Below are 20,488 nucleotides of genomic sequence, written 5' to 3' on the forward strand. Positions count from 1 at the left end.
TCGTCCTTGGGTGCTGGTAATCGCGCCAACAACATGAGCAGTTTTCATGCAAATGGGCGATGTGCGTAAAAACCGCGCAGCTTTGTTATGATTCCGCACCTTCTGATATTTGCCCGACCAGGTAGTTCCTATGTCCGACCGCAGCGCTCGTCTCCAAGCACTCCAGAACGCACTCAAAGAGCGCATCCTGATCCTCGACGGCGGCATGGGTACTATGATCCAAAGCTACCGTCTCGAGGAACACGACTATCGTGGCACGCGTTTCGCCGATTGGCCAAGCGATGTCAAAGGTAACAACGACCTGTTGCTGCTCAGCCGCCCGGACGTGATCGCCGCCATCGAGAAAGCCTACCTGGATGCCGGCGCCGATATTCTCGAAACCAACACCTTCAACGCCACGCAGATTTCCCAGGCCGACTACGGCATGGAGTCGCTGGTCTACGAACTGAACGTCGAAGGCGCGCGCATCGCCCGCCAGGTAGCGGATGCCAAGACCCTGGAAACCCCCGACAAACCACGCTTTGTCGCCGGCGTGCTCGGCCCTACCAGCCGCACCTGCTCGATTTCCCCGGACGTCAACGACCCTGGCTACCGCAACGTCACCTTCGATGAGCTGGTCGAAAACTACATCGAGGCCACCCGCGGCCTGATCGAGGGCGGCGCCGACCTGATCCTGATCGAAACCATCTTCGACACCCTCAACGCCAAGGCGGCGATCTTCGCCGTGCAGCAAGTGTTCGAGGACGACAACGTCGAACTGCCGATCATGATCTCCGGCACCATCACCGACGCCTCCGGCCGTACCCTGTCCGGCCAGACCACCGAAGCGTTCTGGAACTCGGTGCGTCACGCCAAGCCGATTTCCGTGGGCCTGAACTGCGCCCTTGGCGCCAAGGACCTGCGCCCGTACCTGGAAGAGCTGGCGACCAAAGCCGACACCCATGTTTCGGCCCACCCCAACGCCGGCCTGCCGAACGCCTTCGGTGAATACGACGAGACCCCGGCGGAAATGGCTGCGGTGGTCGAGGAGTTCGCCGCCAGCGGCTTCCTGAACATCATCGGCGGCTGCTGTGGTACCACCCCAGGCCACATCCAGGCCATTGCCGAAGCCGTGGCCAAGTACAAGCCGCGTGAGATCCCGGAAATCGCCAAGGCCTGCCGCCTGTCGGGCCTGGAGCCGTTCACCATCGACCGCCAGTCGCTGTTCGTCAACGTCGGCGAGCGCACCAACATCACCGGCTCCGCCAAGTTCGCCCGACTGATCCGTGAAGAAAACTACACCGAAGCGCTTGAAGTCGCCCTGCAGCAGGTCGAGGCCGGCGCCCAGGTGATCGACATCAACATGGACGAAGGGATGCTCGACTCCCAGGCCGCCATGGTCCGCTTCCTCAACCTGATCGCCGGTGAGCCGGACATTTCCCGCGTGCCGATCATGATCGACTCGTCCAAGTGGGACGTGATCGAGGCGGGCCTCAAGTGCATCCAGGGCAAGGGCATCGTCAACTCCATTTCCATGAAGGAAGGCGTCGAGCAGTTCAAGCATCACGCCCGCCTGTGCAAGCGCTACGGCGCTGCCGTGGTGGTGATGGCCTTCGACGAGGTCGGCCAGGCCGACACCGCCGCGCGCAAGAAGGAAATCTGCCAGCGCAGCTATGACATTCTGGTCAATGAAGTGGGCTTCCCACCGGAAGACATCATCTTCGACCCGAACATCTTCGCCGTCGCCACCGGTATCGAAGAGCACAACAACTACGCCGTCGATTTCATCGAGGCCTGTGCCTACATCCGCGATCACCTGCCCCATGCGCTGAGTTCGGGCGGTGTGTCCAACGTGTCGTTCTCGTTCCGTGGCAACAACCCGGTGCGTGAAGCGATCCACTCGGTGTTCCTGTACCACGCGATCCAGAACGGCCTGACCATGGGTATCGTCAACGCCGGCCAGCTGGAAATCTACGACGAGATCCCGGCGGCACTGCGCGAAAAAGTCGAGGACGTGGTACTCAACCGCACCCCGCACGGCACCGACGCCCTGCTGGCGATCGCTGACGACTACCGAGGCGGCGGCGCCACCAAGGAAGTGGAAAACGAAGAATGGCGCTCGCTGCCGGTGGAAAAACGCCTGGAGCACGCGCTGGTCAAGGGCATCACCGCGTTCATCGTCGAAGACACCGAAGAATGCCGTCAGCAGTGCGCACGCCCGATCGAAGTGATCGAAGGCCCACTGATGAACGGCATGAACGTGGTCGGCGACCTGTTCGGCGCGGGCAAAATGTTCCTGCCCCAGGTGGTCAAGTCGGCCCGCGTGATGAAGCAGGCCGTGGCGCACCTGATCCCGTTCATCGAGGCCGAAAAAGGCGACAAGCCGGAAGCCAAGGGCAAGATCCTGATGGCCACGGTCAAAGGCGATGTGCATGACATCGGCAAGAATATCGTCGGCGTGGTACTGGGCTGCAACGGCTACGACATCGTCGACCTTGGCGTGATGGTGCCGGCCGAAAAAATCCTGCAAACCGCTCGCGAACAGAAGTGCGACATCATCGGTTTGTCCGGCCTGATCACCCCGTCGCTGGACGAGATGGTGCACGTTGCCCGCGAAATGCAGCGCCAGGGCTTCGAGCTGCCACTGATGATCGGTGGTGCCACCACCTCCAAGGCGCACACTGCAGTCAAGATCGAGCCCAAGTACAGCAATGATGCCGTGGTCTATGTCACCGACGCCTCGCGCGCGGTGGGCGTGGCGACCCAACTGCTGTCCAAGGAACTCAAGCCGGGCTTCGTCGAGAAAACCCGCCAGGAATACGTGGAAGTACGCGAGCGCACCGCCAACCGCAGCGCCCGCACCGAGCGCCTGAGCTACAGCCAGGCCATCGCTGCCAAGCCGCAATACGACTGGGCCGGCTACCAGCCAGCAGTGCCCTCCTTCACCGGCGTCAAGGTGCTGGAAGACATCGACCTGCGTACCCTGGCCGAATACATCGACTGGACCCCGTTCTTCATCTCCTGGGACCTGGCCGGCAAGTTCCCGCGCATCCTCACCGACGAAGTGGTCGGCGAGGCGGCCACGGCGCTGTACAAGGATGCCCGCGAGATGCTCGACAAGCTGATCGACGAGAAGCTGATCAGCGCCCGCGCCGTGTTCGGGTTCTGGCCAGCCAACCAGGTGGCCGATGACGACATCGAGGTGTACGGCGAGGACGGCCAACCGTTGGCCACCCTGCACCACCTGCGCCAGCAAACCATCAAACCGGATGGCAAGCCCAACTGGTCGCTGGCCGACTTCGTCGCGCCAAAAACCAGCGGCGTCACCGACTATGTAGGCGGGTTCATCACCACCGCCGGCATCGGTGCCGAGGAAGTGGCCAAGGCTTACCAGGACAAAGGCGACGACTACAGCTCGATCATGGTCAAGGCCTTGGCCGACCGCCTGGCCGAAGCCTGCGCCGAGTGGCTGCACGAGCAGGTGCGTAAAGAGCACTGGGGCTATGCCCGCGACGAGCACCTGGACAACGAGGCGCTGATCAAGGAGCAGTACAGCGGTATTCGCCCGGCCCCGGGCTACCCGGCCTGCCCCGACCACACCGAGAAGGAAACCCTGTTCCGCCTGCTCGATGGCACCGCCATCGGCGAAACCGGGCCAAGCGGCGTGTTCCTGACCGAGCACTTCGCGATGTTCCCGGCGGCGGCGGTCAGCGGCTGGTACTTTGCCCACCCGCAAGCGCAGTACTTTGCCGTGGGCAAGGTCGACAAGGACCAGATCGAAAACTACAGCGCGCGTAAAGGCCAGGATGTGAGCGTGAGCGAGCGCTGGTTGGCGCCTAACCTCGGGTACGACAGCTAAGACCGCGCTGGCTTCTTCGCGGGTAAACCCGCGAAGAAGCCAGTCCAGGCAACCGCCTTTTCATTGCCTACACTGTCCTTGATTGCCTCTGATTTCTCAGGAGCCACCATGGACGATTCCAGCCAGGGCAAACCGCCTACCTTCTGGCAGATGCTGCACAGCATCCTCGCCGCTGCCTTCGGCGTACAAAGCGGCAAGAACCGCGCCCGCGACTTTACCCACGGCAAAGCCAGCCATTTCATCGCACTGGGGACGCTGTTCACCCTGGTGTTCATTGCCGTCTTGATCGGCCTGGTGCAACTGGCCCTGCACCTTACCGCCCGCTAGAAATGAAAACGCCTGCGGGATTCCCTCCCGCAGGCGCTCTGACGGCTTCACGGTCTTGAGAACAGGTCTACTGGTGGCTGACCCAATACACGGCAGTGACCACCACCAACACGATCAGGCAAAGGATCGCCCAGGCATCGACGCTGCTGTCAGCTTTGCGGACCTTGGTTGAGTTTCCCATTGCATTGCCTCTTGTAGTGGTTATGGGAATGCACTTCACCACCAGCAGTTAAGACGAGCAATGCCCTTTCCTCAAGCAAGGTCTTTCAATATTCGACCGGTGCCGTCAGAAACGGGTACTGGTAGCCAGACGGCCGCCCTTCGGCACTGTAACGCTGGAAATCGACACCGTAGTCGTCCCGTTCCAGCAGTTTCAGCCAACGCCTGGCCTTGGCCTGGTCGATCACTTGCAGCACCGGGGCACTGTGCTCGCGCAGGCCATCACGGTTCAGCGCCAGCCCGTGTGCGTCGTCGTGCAGCATCACCATGGCCCAGCCACCCAGGGTAAAGTGCCCCCCCATCAACACACTCAGGCGACCGTCGATACGCGCGCGCAAGGCCTCGGGCGAGCTGTTGACGGCGCTGAACAGCACATCACGCCCAGGCTTGCGCCCTGCCGCTTCGAACGCCTGCATGGCGCCAAAGGCCATTTCGTCATTGGCCGACCACACCAGGCGCGTTGCCGGGTAGCGCTCCAGCAACTGCTGCGCCTGCTCGTAGGCGCGCTGGCGGCTCCAGCCGCCATACACCACCTGGCGCAGGCGCACCTGAGGGAAGTCGGCCAGCGCACGGCGCATGCCTTCCTCGCGCAACTGCGAGGCCGGGGTGGTCTTGAGCCCGGCAAAAGCCACGAGGTCCACCGCCCCGACGTCGCGCGGCAGTTGCGCGACCATCTGGTGTAACATCTGGAAGCCCGCCTGCTCGTCGTTGCTCGTCAAGGTGCCCAGCGGCTCGGCATACTTGTCGGGCTGGGCCTGAATACTGCGAACCTGGCTGGCCGTCAGGCCGTTGTTGACCAACAGCAGCTTCACCCCCGTGCCACGCGACAGGCGCAGCACTTCGGGCGCAACGTACTGCTCGTTGACCAGCACCAGGTAATCCGGCCGCTGCGCCCCACTCATGATCGCCCGGGCCTGGGTCAGGGCCAAGTCGGCGCGGCGTTCGCTGTATTCCACCCGCAGGGTCATGCCCAGCTCATCCGCGGCGGCCTGCATGAAGCGGGTATAGCTGGTCCAGAACGTCTCGGTGGACAGCCCAGGGTTGAGGAAAACCACCGATGGCTGCGCACTTGCCGCCAGCGGCAGGGCCAGAAACAAGCTTTGGCACAGGGCCTTGAGCATGGGGTCAAATCTCTGCGAAGCAAACCCTGGATTATAAACGCCCTGCCTCACCCGAGGCACAAATGGCAGTCAGTCTCACATAGTCCATTTGGTTCTTTTCATATGCTAAAACATCACTTTAGCGCATAACCGCAACCTGATATCGTTCCCCGGCTCCGTACCGGAGTGCGCGGCCGTGCGCGCGAATAGCTGCATGCCTGAGACAGGACTTTTATGTACGTATACGACGAGTACGATCAGCGGATCATCGAGGACCGCGTCAAGCAGTTCCGTGATCAGACCCGCCGCTACCTGGCCGGTGAGCTGAGCGAAGAAGAATTCCGCCCTCTGCGCCTGCAGAACGGCCTTTACATCCAACGTTTCGCGCCGATGCTGCGTGTCGCCGTGCCGTACGGCCAGCTGAACGCCACCCAGGTCCGCACCCTGGCCAAGATCGCTCGCGACTACGACAAGGGCTATGCCCACATTTCCACCCGCCAGAACGTGCAGTTCAACTGGCCGGCGCTGGAAGACATCCCGGACATCCTCGCCGAGCTGGCCACCGTGCAGATGCACGCGATCCAGACCAGCGGCAACTGCCTGCGCAACACCACCACCGACCAGTTCGCCGGTGTGGCCGCAGACGAAATCATCGACCCGCGCCCGTGGTGCGAGATCGTCCGTCAGTGGACCACCTTCCACCCGGAATTCGCTTACCTGCCGCGCAAGTTCAAAATCGCCATCAACGGCTCGCAAGAAGACCGCGCCGCCATCGAAGTGCACGACATCGGCCTGGAGCCGGTGCGCAACGCTGCCGGCGAGCTGGGCTTCCGTGTGCTGGTCGGCGGTGGCCTGGGCCGTACCCCGGTGGTCGGCTCGTTCATCAACGAATTCCTGCCGTGGCAAGACCTGATCAGCTACCTGGACGCCATCCTGCGCGTGTACAACCGTTACGGTCGCCGTGACAACAAGTACAAGGCGCGGATCAAGATCCTGGTCAAGGCCCTGACCCCGGAAGTGTTCGCCGAGAAGGTCGAGGCCGAAATGGTCCACCTGCGTGGCGGCAGCACCACCCTGACCGAAGCTGAAGTGCAGCGCGTGTCGCGCCATTTCGTCGACCCGGATTACCTGGCCCTCGAGAATTTCGACTACGCCAACCAGGACGCCGAATACCCAGGTTTCGCCCGCTGGCGCTCGCGCAACACCCGCGCCCACAAGCGCCCTGGCTACGTGGCCGTGACCCTGTCGCTCAAGCCGACCGGCGTTGCCCCGGGCGACCTGACCGACAAGCAGTTGGACGCCGTGGCCGACCTGGCCGAGCGCTACAGCTTTGGCTTCTTGCGCACCTCGCACGAGCAGAACATCATCCTCGCCGACGTCGAGCAGCGCCAGCTGCACGCGCTCTGGCTGGAGCTGCGCGAAGGCGGCTTCGCCACGCCGAACATCGGCCTGCTGACCGACATCATCTGCTGCCCGGGCGGTGACTACTGCTCGCTGGCCAACGCCAAGTCGATCCCGATTGCCGAATCCATCCAGCGCCGTTTCGACGACCTGGACTACCTGTTCGACATCGGTGAAATCGACCTCAACATTTCTGGCTGCATGAACGCCTGCGGCCACCACCACGTGGGCCACATCGGCATCCTCGGCGTGGACAAGAAGGGTGAGGAGTTCTACCAGGTGTCGCTGGGCGGCAACGCCGCGCGTGGCGCGAGCCTGGGCAAGATCCTCGGCCCGTCCTTCGCCCAGGATGACATGGCCGATGTGATCGAGAAGCTGATCGCCGTGTATGTCGAGCAACGCACCGAGGAAGAGCGTTTCATCGACACCTACCAGCGTATCGGCATCGACCCCTTCAAGGAACGCGTCTATGCAGCGAATCATTAAGAACAACCAGATCGTCGACGAAACCTGGCACCTGTTGCCCAAGGAAACGTCCTTTGACGAGCTGACCAACTGCGACGACTACATCGTCCCGCTGCAGATGTGGCGCGACCATGCCCATGTGCTCAAAGCCCGCGACGGCGGCCTGGGTGTGTGGCTGGACAGCGACCAGGAGGCAGAAGAAATCGGCGAAGACGTGCAGCACTTCCAGGTCATCGCCCTGAACTTCCCGGCGTTCACAGACGGGCGCAGCTACTCCAATGCGCGCCTGCTGCGTGACCGCTACAAGTTCAAGGGCGAACTGCGCGCCATCGGTGACGTGCTGCGTGACCAGCTGTTCTTCATGGCCCGCTGCGGTTTCGATGCATTCGCCATCCGTGCCGACAAGAACCCGGAAGACGCGCTGCAAAGCCTGAAGGACTTCTCGGTGACCTACCAGGCCGCCACCGACGAGCCGCTGCCGCTGTTCCGCCGCCGCTGATGCACCGCAAGCCATGGCCCACCCAGGCCATGGCTTGGCTCATTACCCTCTGCGTGAGGGTGGTTTTCTGATTGCGGTCACCTCCCCCTCCTCTTCTTCCCTGACCCATTGCAATTGCAAGCGCGCCAAGGCATCGCGTACACGAGCCATGACCTGCTCGCTCAAGTGATTGTCTTCGAGATTGACGGTATGGGGGTTGGCCTCCACCCAACGCAGGGCATCCTCGTCCAAGGCAGTGATGCGATTGCCTCGCAAGTCCACGCTCAAGTCTGGGTGACCTTGCATTAACTGAAGCGGGAACGCCCTCAGGCCGGTAGCACGCAACGACAAATACCGCAGGTGGACGTTGTAGCGCAGCAGTGGCGCACTGACGAGTGGATTGCCCTCAAGGTTGAGCACCTCCAGCCTGGAAAACCACTCCAGTCGCGACTCGCTGACGGCATCAAGAACGATGGTGTTATCGTGCAAGTACAACTGAGTGAGCCTTGCCAGACCATTCAGGTTTTCCGGCACTACGCTCAACCGGTTGCCACCGAGATTTAGAATGTTCAGCCGCGCCAGGTTGCCTATAGTGCGTGGCAAGCCTGTCAACAAGTTACCGCTCAACTGCAAGTTCTCTAGCGCTGGCAGCGCACCCAGCTGTTCCGGCAGCTCACTCAACTGGTTGAAGGCCAGGTCCAGGCTCGTCAGATTCGTCAAACGCTCAATGCCAGCGGGCAATGCCTCCAGCCTGCAGCCGCTGAGGTCCAACTCGACCAACTGCCCCAGGTTTTCCAGGCCTGTCACCGTATCAAGCAGGTTACCCCCCAGGTTCAAGCTGCGCAGTTGAGGCAAATGCTCAAGCCCTTCCAGGCGTGAAATTCTGCTACCCGACAGGTTCAACACCTCCAGATTGGGAAAGCGCCGCAAAAAATCACCTGCAATGGCCGTGACCTGCTGGTTGCGTAGCGACAACGTACGCAGCCTGTCAAAACGAATGCCCACCGGCAGCTCCGGCAACGTGCTGACCGACAACCCTTCGATGGTGGGATTGAAGCCTGGGCCTTCAGCGCGAAAGCCCGAATACCAAGCCTGGCGCAGTGTTTGCGCCACGGCAGAGCGAGCATGATATTCCGCATCGGTCGGCAGACCTCGCCAAGTATCCAGGCTTTGCTCCAACTGCCTCGACAGCCGGGTAAACGCTCGAAGGCCAGGCCCATGAGAGGGCTCAAAGCGGAACCACGCCCAGGCATTGCCACGCGCCAGTTTCAGCGTCAGCGCCCTCTCCGATGCCTGGCGTTGGGCGCCGATCCGGTTCACAGCATCCATGGGCACATGCACCTCACCGGGTTCAGGCTCCAACGCACCTAACTGCGGAGCGTACTCGTGGCGTATTTCGGCAAATTCATCGGCGTACGCGACACGCACATAGTCCTGCCAGAAGGATTGCCGCGACAGGAACTGGCTCAGCGCTTCAGCCGTTTCGGCCTCGTGCACCGCTGCTTCGGCTTCCGATAGCAGCTCAGGTGTGACGCTGGTTACATGCTGGAGGTTCAGGTAGGTGGGTTGCCCATAAATACCCAAAGCATCTGCCAGGCCCACTCTGAAGGCGAGGTAAACGTCATTTGTACGGGCTTCGCCGGGCGGCAGACGCAGACGCTCGATATGCTGCGCGGCAAAACGATTGACTTGCTCCAGCCGGAACAGCTCCCGCGACAGGTCTCGCAACGCGCGCTCCACCCGTCTCCCTCTCACGCCTTCGGTACGCAGCTCGACCTGCAGCCTCACCACCAGTACATCGAGGTCGGCACGCCCGCGCGGCATTGCCGCCTGACGGAACACAGCACTGCGGACAACCGAATTGTGCCACATGGTTTCAAGCAACTCGCCCACACGCCGGCGGGCCTCTGCCGGTTGGCGCGTGAACTGCTCAGCCGCCCGCACCGCTTCCAGATAGGCAAAAAAGTCTTCACTGCCCCGTTCGGCACGCAACGCTTGCCACGCCTCCCTGCGCCGGGCCGCTTCCTGCCCGCTCAAGCCAACCAGCCAAGGGTCCGACTCATGCGCAGCTGGTTGTGCGGGCAATGGTTGTGAAGGGGGGAGCCAAACACGTTCGTCCACCCGTTCCAATATGACAGGAGGCAGCGGGTTGTCTTGCAGACGCACCCTGTCGGGATAAGCGTTCAGAAGGGCCAACTGAGCTTCGTCAATGGTACCGATACGGTTACCACGCAAGTCGATCTGCTCCAACGCGACTTGCTGCAGCAGATGCAAAGGGACCGTGCGCAGCCGGTTACCACGTAAGTGCAAACGTCGAAGGGCAGTGGACAGGTTCACCCTTGGCTCAACCTCAAGCGCGTTGAAATCAAGGTCCAGCGTGGTCAGATGGCTCAAACCAGCCAGCTGCCGATTGCCCGGTTCGGTTATCACGATCCGGTTATGCGCCAGTCGTAACGTCTCCAGCCAAGGCGTGTGTTCCAGTGTTGGCAGTTCGGTCAACCGGTTCCCCGTCAGGTCAAGCCTGGTCACGCTGGGGAAACGGGACAGAAAGCGCTCATCGACGTGGGCCAGCTCCAGGTTTGTCAGCGTGAGCGTGGTCACATGGTCAAAACTGACGGTATCTGGCAAATCCGGCAATGAGCCCAGCCGTGAGTTTTCCAGAATCAACGCGAAGTTGCCGGCCTCGTCGCGAATACTGCGCCGCCAGGCATTTCGGATTCGCCGTGCCATGCGGGCCCGCCTGAGCAGTTGCAAAGGGCCGGATGACTGACGTCGCCATCGGCTCAAAGCCAGGTCAAGTGCACGCAGCTGCCCACTGAGGCGCAGATGATAGTTCCAGGCCGTCAACCCAAGGCTTCGCGCCCTGTCGATGAGGTCTTCAAATGCGTGATCATCCAGGTCTGGAAACAGCCGCTGCATACCCCGGCGCAATGCACGAAGGCTGCTCTCCCCCCGTCCGCTCAACGGGTATCCCACGCGCCCGTCTCCCAGCCTGACTGGAGGCCTGAAACCAGGGGTGATTGGCGCCATACCAAGCACATCGGCCACCCGTTCACGCCGCTGGCTTGCCCAGAGTGACAACGCATCCACCAACGCCTGCGGGCTGTCGGCGGCCTCGCCCAACTGCTTGCGCTGCCAAGGGTCCAGCAGCTGTATCAGCGCTTCGAACAGGCTGCATGGCGACGAAGGGGGCGACAAAGGGTCACCGGCGCGCGCTATTACTTCATAACCGTCGGCGGTACGCACCAGCGTACGGAGCTCGTCGGAGGTTTCAGCGCCGACACAGGCCATTCTTTCGCCTTGCGCCGATGCAAGCCGCACTTCAACCCGGGTGCCTCGCCAAGGCGCCTCATCGCCGACCAGGCTCAACGCCAACTGCTCGGTATCGCGGTTGATGGCTGCGGCCTGGCGCAGCCCGGCACAGGCACGATCCAGTCGCGCATCGTGCAGTTGCCAACGCGCCTGTTCGGCCAAGGCCAGGGGAACACGCTGGCGTATCTGCAATTGTTCAACCTGGTCCTCGCTGGCATGCTCGATGATTTCGCGCGCCCCCCTGATTGAAAGCCCTGGGAAGTCTCTGCGCAACACGGCCTGTTCTGGGGTAGCGACGCCTTGTTGGGCCTGTAGATGCTCCTCGAAGCGATCGCCGCGTAGCCATGGCTCTTGCGTGTGCACACGATGCCGCTCAGCTGCATCGAGCAGCCGTGCCGGAGGCGGCGCGTGATCGAGGTGCAAACGCCTCAGATGGTCTTCATTCAGGCCAGTGGCGAGTAGCACATCGTTGGCCGCTTCAGCATCCAGCTGCGACAGATCGCTGGCGAGGTCTTGCAGCAAATGCACGCGCCCCTGCCACTCATGAGGGCTTTCGAGCTCGTGGCGCCAAGCGCCGGCGCCGTTGCCTTCAAGCATCGGCGCATAGGCACTGGCACGCTGCGGATGACGGATTCGCCGTTGTTGCGATTGCGCCTCAAGGTAGGTTTCAAAGCTGCCGACTGGCGTGCGCACCCGCTCCCCCGGCCCGCCCAAAGGTAGCGCTCCCGTGCTGCCCACAGGCTCAATCTCATAGCCGGGTAACGCCGGGTCGCACAATTTCAACCTGTGCTCGTCGTACCGTACCGGCACTAGCTCATCGACCTGCGCTGCCCTGGCCAGCCGCTGTGCTGCCAGCCCAGCGCCCACATTGGCGCCCGTCATGATCACCGTTTCGGCAACCGAATAAAGGTGCTCCAGCGCCGCCTGTCGATCACCCAGTCGCCAATCGGCATAGCCCTCGTATACTTCGTCGGCTACCTGCAACGCGGTGATGCCCAACAACGGCAGCGCCAACGCGGGAAGCCCGAAGCTCGCCAGGCCCAGTAGGTCCAGCGCACTTTCGAGATAGAAGTGCAAGCGCCGGTCACGCACCTGTGCATCCACATCGGCGGTAGGCACCGCCAGGACCCTGGCATTGTCCAACAAGTTATCGATCTGCTGCTTGCGCAGGTATTCGAACAATGGCTGCCCGATCACTTCGTGGCGCCCATCGAGACGAACCGGCACATTTTCATCGCCTTGCTTCAACGCCTCACCCAGCGCACGGCTGTAAGCCTCACGATCCCGTTCGCTGATGAAGCGCTGGAAAAAATCGACATAGCCAGGCAAACGAAACTGCTTGCCCATCGTCAGGAACAGTTGGTCCCATGTGGAGTACCAGGTAAGCGCACCATGGGGATCGTCAGGCACCCAGCACAGAAGCCCTCTCTGCGCACTGTCGGATGCTGCAACGTCGAATACCACCACCCCGCGTGCGAGCTTGCCGAATACACGCAGCGCATGAGGCTGCAAACCTGTACCTGTCGAGGGTTTGCCAGCTACCTGCGAGGCCAGCGGGATGCACTGATCAAAGCCATGCCTGGAAATTTCGCCGTTGTACAGTGAGAGACGCAGTGCCGCCTCCAGAGCAGCCCGATAGCCCTCCTGCAAAAGGGCCTCCAGCTGCCTCCCAGGCTCTCCGCCTGGCATCAACCGGGTATTCAGATAAGCCTGGTACTGCCCACCCAGGTCGAGGGTTCGGCACAACGTGTAAAATGCCTTTGGCGAAAGACTTGCGTCCTGGCCATTCGAGTCCTGCACGACAGTGCCTTGCAAAATAGCACTGGCAAATGTTTCCCCCTCGGTAAAATTATGCAGCGCAGCAGCCAGCAGGCTCTGCTGATGGACATGCTCTTTCACCCCATCTGGAAGGGTCGCAATGTGTGATGCGAAACGCTGCAATGTACGTCGGCGCAGCATCGCCTTGCGAACATCCAACGTCAAACCATGCCGGGTGTACAACGCCTGCTGCAACAATGGGGCGGCAAATGCATCCAGAGGCAGGATACTTGCCAACCACTCATGCAACTGGTGTTGAACGTGCTGCTGCCATTGCTGGCTCGCATGCAGTGAGTACAAGGTATTCAGCGATGCCCCGGTCAGCCAGGACGGTAAACGGCTGGCAATCAGGGCATCGGTCGAGCCATCGGTAAAGGGTGGCGGGTGCATCGCGGTCTCCGGGCAAGAAAACCGCATTGCATCAGGCCCGACGTGGCCACGGTGGTATCTATGGCAATCCCTTGGCGCCCTGAACATGAGTCCCGGGGCGACTGTTGACTTCAAAGCAAAAGATCTTGCCGCCACACTGCATTAATCGTTACGCGCAAAACCTGCACACTGGCTTCACTGACGCAGGCCGCACGCCTGGGTCCACCCTGATCTGCCAAGGAGCATTTTCATGAGCATCCCATCTTTTGGTCTGGGCACCTTCCGCCTCACCGGGCAAGCCGTTATCGATTCGGTCAAGTCGGCCCTGGCGCTGGGCTACCGCGTCATCGACACCGCGCAAATCTACAAGAACGAAGCTGACGTTGGCCAGGCGATCGCCGAAAGCGGTGTGCCGCGCAGCGAGCTGTTCATCACCACCAAGATCTGGGTGGACAACTACACCGCCGACAAGCTCATCCCCAGCCTGCGCGACAGCCTGAGCAAACTGCGTACCGACTATGTCGACCTCTTGCTGATCCACTGGCCAGCGCCGGGCAACGGGGTGGAACTGCGCGAATACATGACCGCGCTGGCCGAAGCGAAAAAGCTGGGCCTGACACGCCAGATCGGTGTATCCAATTTCAACATCGAGCTGACCCGCCAGGCCATCGAAGTCGTCGGCAAAGGCGAAATCGCGACCAACCAGATCGAACTCAGCCCTTACCTGCAAAACGGCAAGCTGACCGCGTTCCTGAAGGAACAGGGCATCACCGTCACCTCCTATATGACCCTGGCCTACGGCAAGGTGCTGAAGGACCCGGTACTCGCCGAGATTGCCGCGAAGCACAAGGCTACTGTCGCCCAGGTTGCCCTGGCCTGGGCCTTGCAGTTGGGCTATGCGGTCATCCCGTCGTCGACCAAGCGTGAAAACCTGGCCAGCAACCTGCTTGCCCGTGACCTGAAGCTGGACGCAGACGACATGGCACGCATCGCCACGCTCGAACGCAATGGCCGCGAAGTCAGCCCAGACGGCCTGGCACCGGCCTGGGACTGACAGGGGTACGCCCTTGTGCAGGGGTTACATAAGGGCCGCACCTGGGCACGACACCTCAGCACTATTCCACGGACCGCAATTATGAAGTGCCCGGCACATCCATTCTCTGTCCAGGCAGCGGCAGCTAACCTGCTACAAGCCAAACGACCCGAGGAGTACACCGATGTCCCGCCCGCCCCTTCCTCCCTTCACCCGCGAAAGTGCCATCGAAAAAGTCCGGCTGGCCGAAGATGGCTGGAACGGCCGTGACCCTGCCAAGGTTGCGCTCGCCTACACCCCGGACACGGTCTGGCGCAACCGCGTCGAGTTCCCCCGTGGCCGTGCCGAGGTCGAAGCGTTTCTGACCCGTAAATGGCACCACGAACTGGAATACCGCCTGATCAAGGAACTGTGGGCCTTCACCGGCAACCGCATTGCCGTGCGCTACGCCTACGAATACCACGACGACAGCGACCAGTGGTTCCGCGCCTACGGCAACGAGAACTGGGAGTTTGCCGACGACGGACTGATGCACAACCGTCATTCGAGCATCAACGAACACCCCATCAGCGAGGCCGAGCGCAAGTTCCACTGGCCGCTGGGCCGGCGCCCGGACGATCACCCCGGGCTCAGCGAACTGGGGCTTTGATCAACCCACTGGCAGCGTGACTTTGGCTTGCAAACCGCCGTCGAGGCGGTTGCTCAATGTCAGGCTGCCACCTTGTTCCAGCACGATGGCCCGTGCGGCGGGCAGGCCCAGCCCCACACCGCCAGTGTCGCGGTTGCGTGAGCCTTCAATACGGTAAAACGGCACGAATACTTGCTCCTGCAGTTCCGGCGCGATACCCGGCCCGCGATCCTGCACGGTAATTTCTATCTGCCTGGCAGTTACCGCCAACACCACCGTTGGTTCGCAACCGTACTTCGCGGCATTGTCGATCAGGTTGACCAACACCCGCTTGATGCCCACGGGCCGCCCGGTGTAAACACAGCGGCGCGGCCCGCTGAGGCCAACCTCCACGCCCGCATCCTTGAAGTCGTCCACCACGGTCAGCAGCAGCTCGCCCAGGTCGAACACGGTGGTGGGTTCAAGCCGCGCGTCATCACGGAAAAACGCCAGCGCGGCATCGACCATCGCCTGCATCTCGTCAACGTCCTGAAACAACTTGGCCTGCAACTGGGCATCGTCGATGAACTCGGCGCGCAAGCGCATGCGCGTCAGTGGTGCGCGCAAGTCGTGGGAGATGGCCGCGAGCATCTGCGTGCGGTCGTTCAGGTAATGCTTGAGCTGAGCCTGGGTGGCATTGAAGGCCAGGATGGCCTGGCGCAGGTCGTGCGGGCCGACCACCGGGATGGGGGGCGCGTTGAAGTCCTTGCCAAAGCGCCGCGCACCTTCGGCAAAGCGCTCCAGGGGCTTGGCCAGGTAGCGTGTGGCCAACAACGCGACAGCAAGGCTGGAAGCCAGCATCAAGGCGAGGATGATCAGGTTACGCGGCAGTTCATCCAGGCCCCAGCTACGGCTGGTAGCGCGAAACAGCACCCAGGACTTGTCGCTCAGCTCGATCATCAGGGCATAGCCGCGTTCAGGGGCGTATTCCGGCATGTCGGAAGGCTCGAATGCCTCGACCCTGGCATCCGGGCGCTTGAGCAAGGCACGCAGGATAGGCGTGCCCTGGCGGTACTCGGCATCGACCAGCATGGGCACACCGGCTTCGTCATGGCGCTGCAACCAGCGTACCGAATAGGTGCCGTCACCCGCCGCGCCCGCAATGTTGCTGCGTTGCAACACAGGCGCCGCATCGAGGATGCGGGTCACCGCTGCCACTTTCTCGATCACCCCGCTTTCCAGCAGCGGTGGTTGCGCCCACACACTCAACAGCAGGCTGAACAGCCCCTTGAGCAGCAACAGGAACAGCATCGCCGTCAAAGTGGTCAGCGCAATCCAGCGGGCAATGGTGATTCTTGGCTGCGGCAGGGCCTGTCGCAGCCGGGTGAACAGCTTCATCGCCTGGCGACCGTGGGCGTGAACAGGTAGCCGGCATTACGCAGGGTGCGAATCAACGGCTCACTGCCATTGTCAGCTTCAAGCTTGCGGCGCAACCTGCTCACCTGTACATCAACGCTGCGGTCGTAGGCGTCGTAGGCTTCGCCACGGGCCAGGTCCAGCAACTGCTGGCGGCTAAGCACCCGACGCGGATGCTCGGCAAACACCAGCAATAGCTCGAATTCACCGTTGGACAACGGGATCATGACGTTATCCGGCGAGCGCAACTCGCGCCGCACCACGTCCAGCTGCCAGCCGGCGAACTCAAGCACCGAGGGGTGGCTCGTAGCGACAACAGCGCCAGCAGCCCCCTCACCGGCCCTGCGCAACACGGCCCTGACCCGCGCCAGCAGTTCACGGGCAGCGAACGGCTTGGTCAGGTAGTCGTCTGCCCCCAGCTCCAGGCCCACCACACGGTCGCTCAGCTCGCCCATGGCGGTCAGCATGATCACTGCCACCTTGTGTTCGGCCAACAGGCGCTGGCACAGCACCAGGCCACTGTCACCGGGCAGCATCACGTCGAGGATGACCAGGTCTGGCACGCGCCGCTCGATCGCCTGCCAGAGCGCTTTGCCATCGCAGGCGACGTCTACCTCGTAGCCATGCTGGCGAAGAAACTTCTGTAACAGGTCGAGCACCTCGACATCATCGTCGACGATCAGCAAATGGCTCACGAAAAAGCACCACGAACAAGGTAACCAAGCGGTACTTTAAGGCCATCACCCTGCGGCCGTCATATATTTCAACTCGGTAACAAAGTGTCCGGGCCGAGACAATCCAGACATTACCTGGCAAGAAAAGCCGGGCAGCATCGCCGCCAGTTCTTGCCAGGAATGTGCCTATGTCCCGCTCATCATCCGTCTCCCGTTCGGCGCGCTCTGCTGCGCTGGCACTGTCGCTGCTCGCAGCCGGAGGCTGCAGCCAGCGCGCACCTGCCGCCTCGTCCTGCGGCCCTGTGGCCTATCAAGTCAGCGATCCGGCGGAACCCGCCAACCGCGCAGTATTTGCCTTCAACCGCACGGTCGATGACTACCTGCTGACCCCCATCGCCCGCGGCTACACCGCGCTGCCTGGTTTTGCCCGGCAGGGCGTGCACAACTTTGCCAACAACTTCGGCGAGCCCAAGGTGTTCGTCAACGACCTGCTGCAGGGCAACGGCGAACGGGCCATGACCAGCCTTTCACGCTTCATCTTCAACACCACCCTGGGTGTGGCGGGCCTGGTCGATGTGTCCGGGAAGATGGGGCTGAGCCAACACCGCTCAGACTTTGGCCAGACTTTCGGCGTCTGGGGCATCGCCAATGGCCCCATCGTCGAGCTGCCATTACTGGGTACGCACAACGTGCGCGACGCTACCGGCAAGGTATTGAGCATGGCCGTGGACCCGTTCGGCGATAACAGCGACACGGTTGCCACCCTCACGACCGTGGCCACTGCCGGGCACATCGTGGATGGGCGCGCCGCCACCCTGCCGTTGACCGATCTGCTGCACACCTGGCCCGATTACTACCTGGCAATGCGCGACTACACCGCCCAGCAGCGCAGCAACCTGGTGGCAGAAGGCAAGGCAGGCAAACCTGGAACATGGCAAGCCCATTGCCCGGAGGCAACCGGCCATGAATGATGCCCAGGCAGCCATGCTGCTGTTCAGGCGCCTGGAAGGTGCCGCCCGGCAACCCCTGTTGCTGCATGAACTGGAGGCGCGGCTATCGGCTGATGGCCGTAGCCTGGTCATTAGCCGGTATCGAGAGCGCTACAGCGCCGAAGGTAAGCCCTACCGACACGAGGTTCACCGCAGCATACCGATTGCGGCATTGCTGCGCTGGATGGCCAGGCACGAACGCTAAAAGGGCTTTGCGGGCACGGATGCCCGAAACGCGGCAGTGGCTGCCTGTTCGGCGTGAGACAGGCAACCCGGGCACTGGCTAACCTGCTGCGGCAATGCCTTGCTCCCTTGCCACAGAAGAACCTTGCCCATGACAACCTCCGCTGCCTCCGTAGCCTCGACCACGCCTGCCGACCAGCCTCAGGGCTTTGTGGTCCGCATCGTCGGTGCTGCTGCATTCGCCCACCTGCTCAACGACCTGATCCAGGCGGTGCTGCCATCGATCTACCCCATGCTGAAAAGCGATTTTGCGCTGAGCTTTGCCCAGATCGGCTGGATCGCCCTGGTCTACCAAGTGACCGCCTCCCTGCTGCAGCCCTGGGTCGGCCTGTTCACCGACAAATATCCACAACCCTTCCTGCTGCCCGCCGGCATGCTGGTGACGCTGGTGGGCATCGCCCTGCTCGCCTTTGCCGGCAGCTATGAAATGCTGTTGCTGGCCGCCGCAGTGGTTGGCGTGGGATCGGCTACCTTCCACCCCGAAGCCTCGCGGGTGGCCAGGATGGCCTCCGGCGGGCGCTTCGGAACCGCGCAATCCACCTTCCAGGTTGGCGGCAATACTGGCTCGGCCCTCGGCCCGCTGCTCACCGCCGCCATTGTCATTCCGCACGGCCAGCCGGCCATTGCCTGGTTCATGCTGGCGGCTGCACTGGCAGTATGGGTGCTGTTGCGGGTAACAGGCTGGAGCGTGCGCCACGGCCAGGCCCGGCTCAAGACTTTCGCCGGTCAGCAAGCGCCCGGGTTGTCGCGGGGTGCCATGTGGCGCGCAGTGGCCGTGGTAGCCGTGCTGATGTTCGCCAAGTTCGTTTACATCGCCTCGTTCACCAACTACTTCACCTTCTACCTGATCGAGCATTTCGGCCTGAGCGTGCAACACAGCCAGCTGTACCTGTTCGTGTTCCTCGCAGCCGTGGCGCTGGGGACCTTTGCCGGCGGCCCGGTGGGTGACCGCATCGGGCGCAAGGCGGTGATCTGGGTCTCGTTCCTTGGCGTCGCCCCCTTCGCCCTGGCTCTGCCCCATGCCAACCTGGCCTGGACAGCCGTACTGGCCGTGGCCATTGGCCTGGTGATGTCCTCGGCCTTCGCGGCCCTGGTGGTGTATGCCCAAGAGGCGGTGCCAGGGCGGGTCGGCATGGTCTCCGGGGTGATGTTCGGGCTGATGTTCGGCATCAGCGGCATCGGCGCCGCCGGCCTGGGCGAACTGGCCGACCGGCATGGCATCGAGTGGGTGTACCAGGCCATCGCGTTCCTGCCGTTGCTCGGGCTGGCCACCGCGCTGCTGCCGGCCACCCGCTCGCAGGCCCGGCCGAGCCGTTGCTGCTAAAGTGGCGCTGCCTGGCTGCATCTACACGAGGTCACGATGGTAAAGCCGCAGCGCGAATTGCTGGTGGAGGTCGATGAATGGACCTGGGAAGTCGGGAGCCGTGCGACCGACTACCCTACGAACTGGTTCATCGAACCCCACCGGCATGCCAAGCATCAACTGATCTACGCCATCAAAGGCTTGATGATCGTCGAGTCCGGTAACGAATGCTGGACCGTGCCGCCCAGCCGCGGTGTGTGGATGCCCTGCGGCCAGGTTCACGCCATCCGCTGTGTTGGCGACGTGAAGATGCGCAGTGTGTTCGTGCGCACCGACGCGGCAGCGGGCCTGCCCCTGCAGAGCAAGGCCATCAGCATCTCGCCGCTGCTCAGCGAACTGATCAAAGCCTCGGTGGGCTTTACCGCCCCCTTTGCCGAGGACTCGCGTGAGGCCCGGGTAATGCGCTTGATCCTCGACGAAATCTGCGTACTGCCAACCTTGCCGCTGAAGCTGTCGCAACCCAGCGACAGCCGCTTGAAGGCCATCTGCTCGGCCTTGCACGAAAGGCCTGATAACAACGCCACCGTGGCTGACTGGGCCTTGCAACTGGGCGTAGATGAAAAGACCATCCAGCGCCTGTTCCGCAAGGAAACCGGCATGACCTTTGGCCAGTGGCGCCAGCAGGCACGGCTGATGCAGGCACTTGAGCGGATCGCACAGGGCGAGCGGATCATCGATGTGGCGGGGGCGCTGGGGTATGACAGCCCCAGTGCCTTCGCCAGCATGTTCAAGCGCCAGTTCGGCACCACACCGAGCCAGTTCTTCAAATAACCTGCAGGCCGGTGCGATTTTGGCGTGGACCGGGCCAAGCCGTGTACAGTACCCCTACAACAACG

The 20,488-nt window shown here is 62.3% G+C and carries 14 protein-coding genes; 10 read left to right on the forward strand and 4 right to left on the reverse strand.

The window, feature by feature from the left end; translation table 11 throughout:
• Window positions 1-130 precede the first annotated feature (130 nt).
• Together metH and D8767_RS18200 are read left to right on the forward strand one after the other, a co-directional pair.
• On the forward strand, window positions 131-3,838 hold the full coding sequence (metH, locus tag D8767_RS18195; RefSeq protein ID WP_016714704.1) for a methionine synthase: 3,708 nt from the start codon (window positions 131-133) through the stop codon (window positions 3,836-3,838).
• 108 nt (window positions 3,839-3,946) lie between these two features.
• Complete coding sequence (locus tag D8767_RS18200) at window positions 3,947-4,165, forward strand: DUF2970 domain-containing protein (protein ID WP_012271636.1); 219 nt, start codon at window positions 3,947-3,949, stop codon at window positions 4,163-4,165.
• Between the two features lie 266 nt (window positions 4,166-4,431).
• Here D8767_RS18200 and D8767_RS18205 read toward each other — a convergent pair whose 3' ends face one another.
• Window positions 4,432-5,505, reverse strand: a complete 1,074-nt coding sequence (locus tag D8767_RS18205; protein ID WP_016714706.1) for an ABC transporter substrate-binding protein — start codon at window positions 5,503-5,505, stop codon at window positions 4,432-4,434.
• 213 nt (window positions 5,506-5,718) lie between these two features.
• Here D8767_RS18205 and D8767_RS18210 point away from each other — a divergent pair, with 213 nt between their 5' ends.
• A complete protein-coding gene (locus tag D8767_RS18210) occupies window positions 5,719-7,371 on the forward strand; it encodes a nitrite/sulfite reductase (protein WP_016714707.1) in 1,653 nt (550 codons plus the stop codon).
• On the forward strand, window positions 7,355-7,849 hold the full coding sequence (locus D8767_RS18215; RefSeq protein WP_016714708.1) for a DUF934 domain-containing protein: 495 nt from the start codon (window positions 7,355-7,357) through the stop codon (window positions 7,847-7,849). Before D8767_RS18210 ends, D8767_RS18215 begins: the two co-directional genes overlap by 17 nt.
• Before the next feature lie 42 nt (window positions 7,850-7,891).
• Here D8767_RS18215 and D8767_RS18220 read toward each other — a convergent pair whose 3' ends face one another.
• Entirely contained in the window at window positions 7,892-13,462 is a 5,571-nt protein-coding gene (locus D8767_RS18220) for a dermonecrotic toxin domain-containing protein (RefSeq protein WP_233454308.1), read from the reverse strand.
• A 115-nt stretch (window positions 13,463-13,577) separates the two neighbouring features.
• Here D8767_RS18220 and dkgB point away from each other — a divergent pair, with 115 nt between their 5' ends.
• The gene (gene dkgB / locus D8767_RS18225) at window positions 13,578-14,381 is read left to right on the forward strand and encodes a 2,5-didehydrogluconate reductase DkgB (RefSeq protein ID WP_016714710.1); all 804 of its coding nucleotides are present in this window, start codon (window positions 13,578-13,580) and stop codon (window positions 14,379-14,381) included.
• A 163-nt stretch (window positions 14,382-14,544) separates the two neighbouring features.
• On the forward strand, window positions 14,545-15,009 hold the full coding sequence (locus tag D8767_RS18230) for a nuclear transport factor 2 family protein (protein ID WP_016714711.1): 465 nt from the start codon (window positions 14,545-14,547) through the stop codon (window positions 15,007-15,009).
• Here D8767_RS18230 and D8767_RS18235 read toward each other — a convergent pair whose 3' ends face one another.
• Both D8767_RS18235 and D8767_RS18240 read right to left on the reverse strand, forming a co-directional pair.
• Window positions 15,010-16,365, reverse strand: a complete 1,356-nt coding sequence (locus tag D8767_RS18235; RefSeq protein ID WP_016714712.1) for an ATP-binding protein — start codon at window positions 16,363-16,365, stop codon at window positions 15,010-15,012.
• A complete protein-coding gene (locus D8767_RS18240; protein WP_016714713.1) occupies window positions 16,362-17,078 on the reverse strand; it encodes a response regulator in 717 nt (238 codons plus the stop codon). The genes D8767_RS18235 and D8767_RS18240 overlap by 4 nt, the downstream gene beginning before the upstream one ends.
• Window positions 17,079-17,245: 167 nt before the next feature.
• On the opposite strand from D8767_RS18240, the gene D8767_RS18245 reads away from it, so the two are divergent.
• The 4 genes from D8767_RS18245 to D8767_RS18260 all read left to right on the forward strand — a co-directional run bounded on the left by D8767_RS18245 (window position 17,246) and on the right by D8767_RS18260 (window position 20,423).
• Window positions 17,246-18,028 (forward strand): VacJ family lipoprotein, encoded by a 783-nt coding sequence (locus tag D8767_RS18245; protein WP_016714714.1) that lies wholly within the window; start codon window positions 17,246-17,248, stop codon window positions 18,026-18,028.
• On the forward strand, window positions 18,021-18,251 hold the full coding sequence (locus D8767_RS18250) for a hypothetical protein (RefSeq protein ID WP_016714715.1): 231 nt from the start codon (window positions 18,021-18,023) through the stop codon (window positions 18,249-18,251). The genes D8767_RS18245 and D8767_RS18250 overlap by 8 nt, the downstream gene beginning before the upstream one ends.
• Window positions 18,252-18,380: 129 nt before the next feature.
• Window positions 18,381-19,613, forward strand: a complete 1,233-nt coding sequence (locus tag D8767_RS18255) for an MFS transporter (protein ID WP_016714716.1) — start codon at window positions 18,381-18,383, stop codon at window positions 19,611-19,613.
• 36 nt (window positions 19,614-19,649) lie between these two features.
• The gene (locus tag D8767_RS18260; RefSeq protein WP_016714717.1) at window positions 19,650-20,423 is read left to right on the forward strand and encodes a helix-turn-helix domain-containing protein; all 774 of its coding nucleotides are present in this window, start codon (window positions 19,650-19,652) and stop codon (window positions 20,421-20,423) included.
• Window positions 20,424-20,488 lie beyond the last annotated feature (65 nt).

The organism is Pseudomonas sp. LTGT-11-2Z (genome assembly GCF_003691445.1).
Taxonomy (GTDB): domain Bacteria; phylum Pseudomonadota; class Gammaproteobacteria; order Pseudomonadales; family Pseudomonadaceae; genus Aquipseudomonas; species Aquipseudomonas monteilii.

Excerpts from the sequence above, each read along its gene's own strand:
- metH (WP_016714704.1), top strand. The coding sequence starts at position 131 with ATGTCCGACCGCAGCGCTCGTCTCCAAGCACTCCAGAACGCACTCAAA.
- D8767_RS18200 (WP_012271636.1), top strand. The coding sequence starts at position 3,947 with ATGGACGATTCCAGCCAGGGCAAACCGCCTACCTTCTGGCAGATGCTG.
- D8767_RS18205 (WP_016714706.1), bottom strand. The coding sequence starts at position 5,505 with ATGCTCAAGGCCCTGTGCCAAAGCTTGTTTCTGGCCCTGCCGCTGGCG.
- D8767_RS18210 (WP_016714707.1), top strand. The coding sequence starts at position 5,719 with ATGTACGTATACGACGAGTACGATCAGCGGATCATCGAGGACCGCGTC.
- D8767_RS18215 (WP_016714708.1), top strand. The coding sequence starts at position 7,355 with ATGCAGCGAATCATTAAGAACAACCAGATCGTCGACGAAACCTGGCAC.
- dkgB (WP_016714710.1), top strand. The coding sequence starts at position 13,578 with ATGAGCATCCCATCTTTTGGTCTGGGCACCTTCCGCCTCACCGGGCAA.
- D8767_RS18230 (WP_016714711.1), top strand. The coding sequence starts at position 14,545 with ATGTCCCGCCCGCCCCTTCCTCCCTTCACCCGCGAAAGTGCCATCGAA.
- D8767_RS18235 (WP_016714712.1), bottom strand. The coding sequence starts at position 16,365 with ATGAAGCTGTTCACCCGGCTGCGACAGGCCCTGCCGCAGCCAAGAATC.
- D8767_RS18245 (WP_016714714.1), top strand. The coding sequence starts at position 17,246 with ATGTCCCGCTCATCATCCGTCTCCCGTTCGGCGCGCTCTGCTGCGCTG.
- D8767_RS18250 (WP_016714715.1), top strand. The coding sequence starts at position 18,021 with ATGAATGATGCCCAGGCAGCCATGCTGCTGTTCAGGCGCCTGGAAGGT.
- D8767_RS18255 (WP_016714716.1), top strand. The coding sequence starts at position 18,381 with ATGACAACCTCCGCTGCCTCCGTAGCCTCGACCACGCCTGCCGACCAG.
- D8767_RS18260 (WP_016714717.1), top strand. The coding sequence starts at position 19,650 with ATGGTAAAGCCGCAGCGCGAATTGCTGGTGGAGGTCGATGAATGGACC.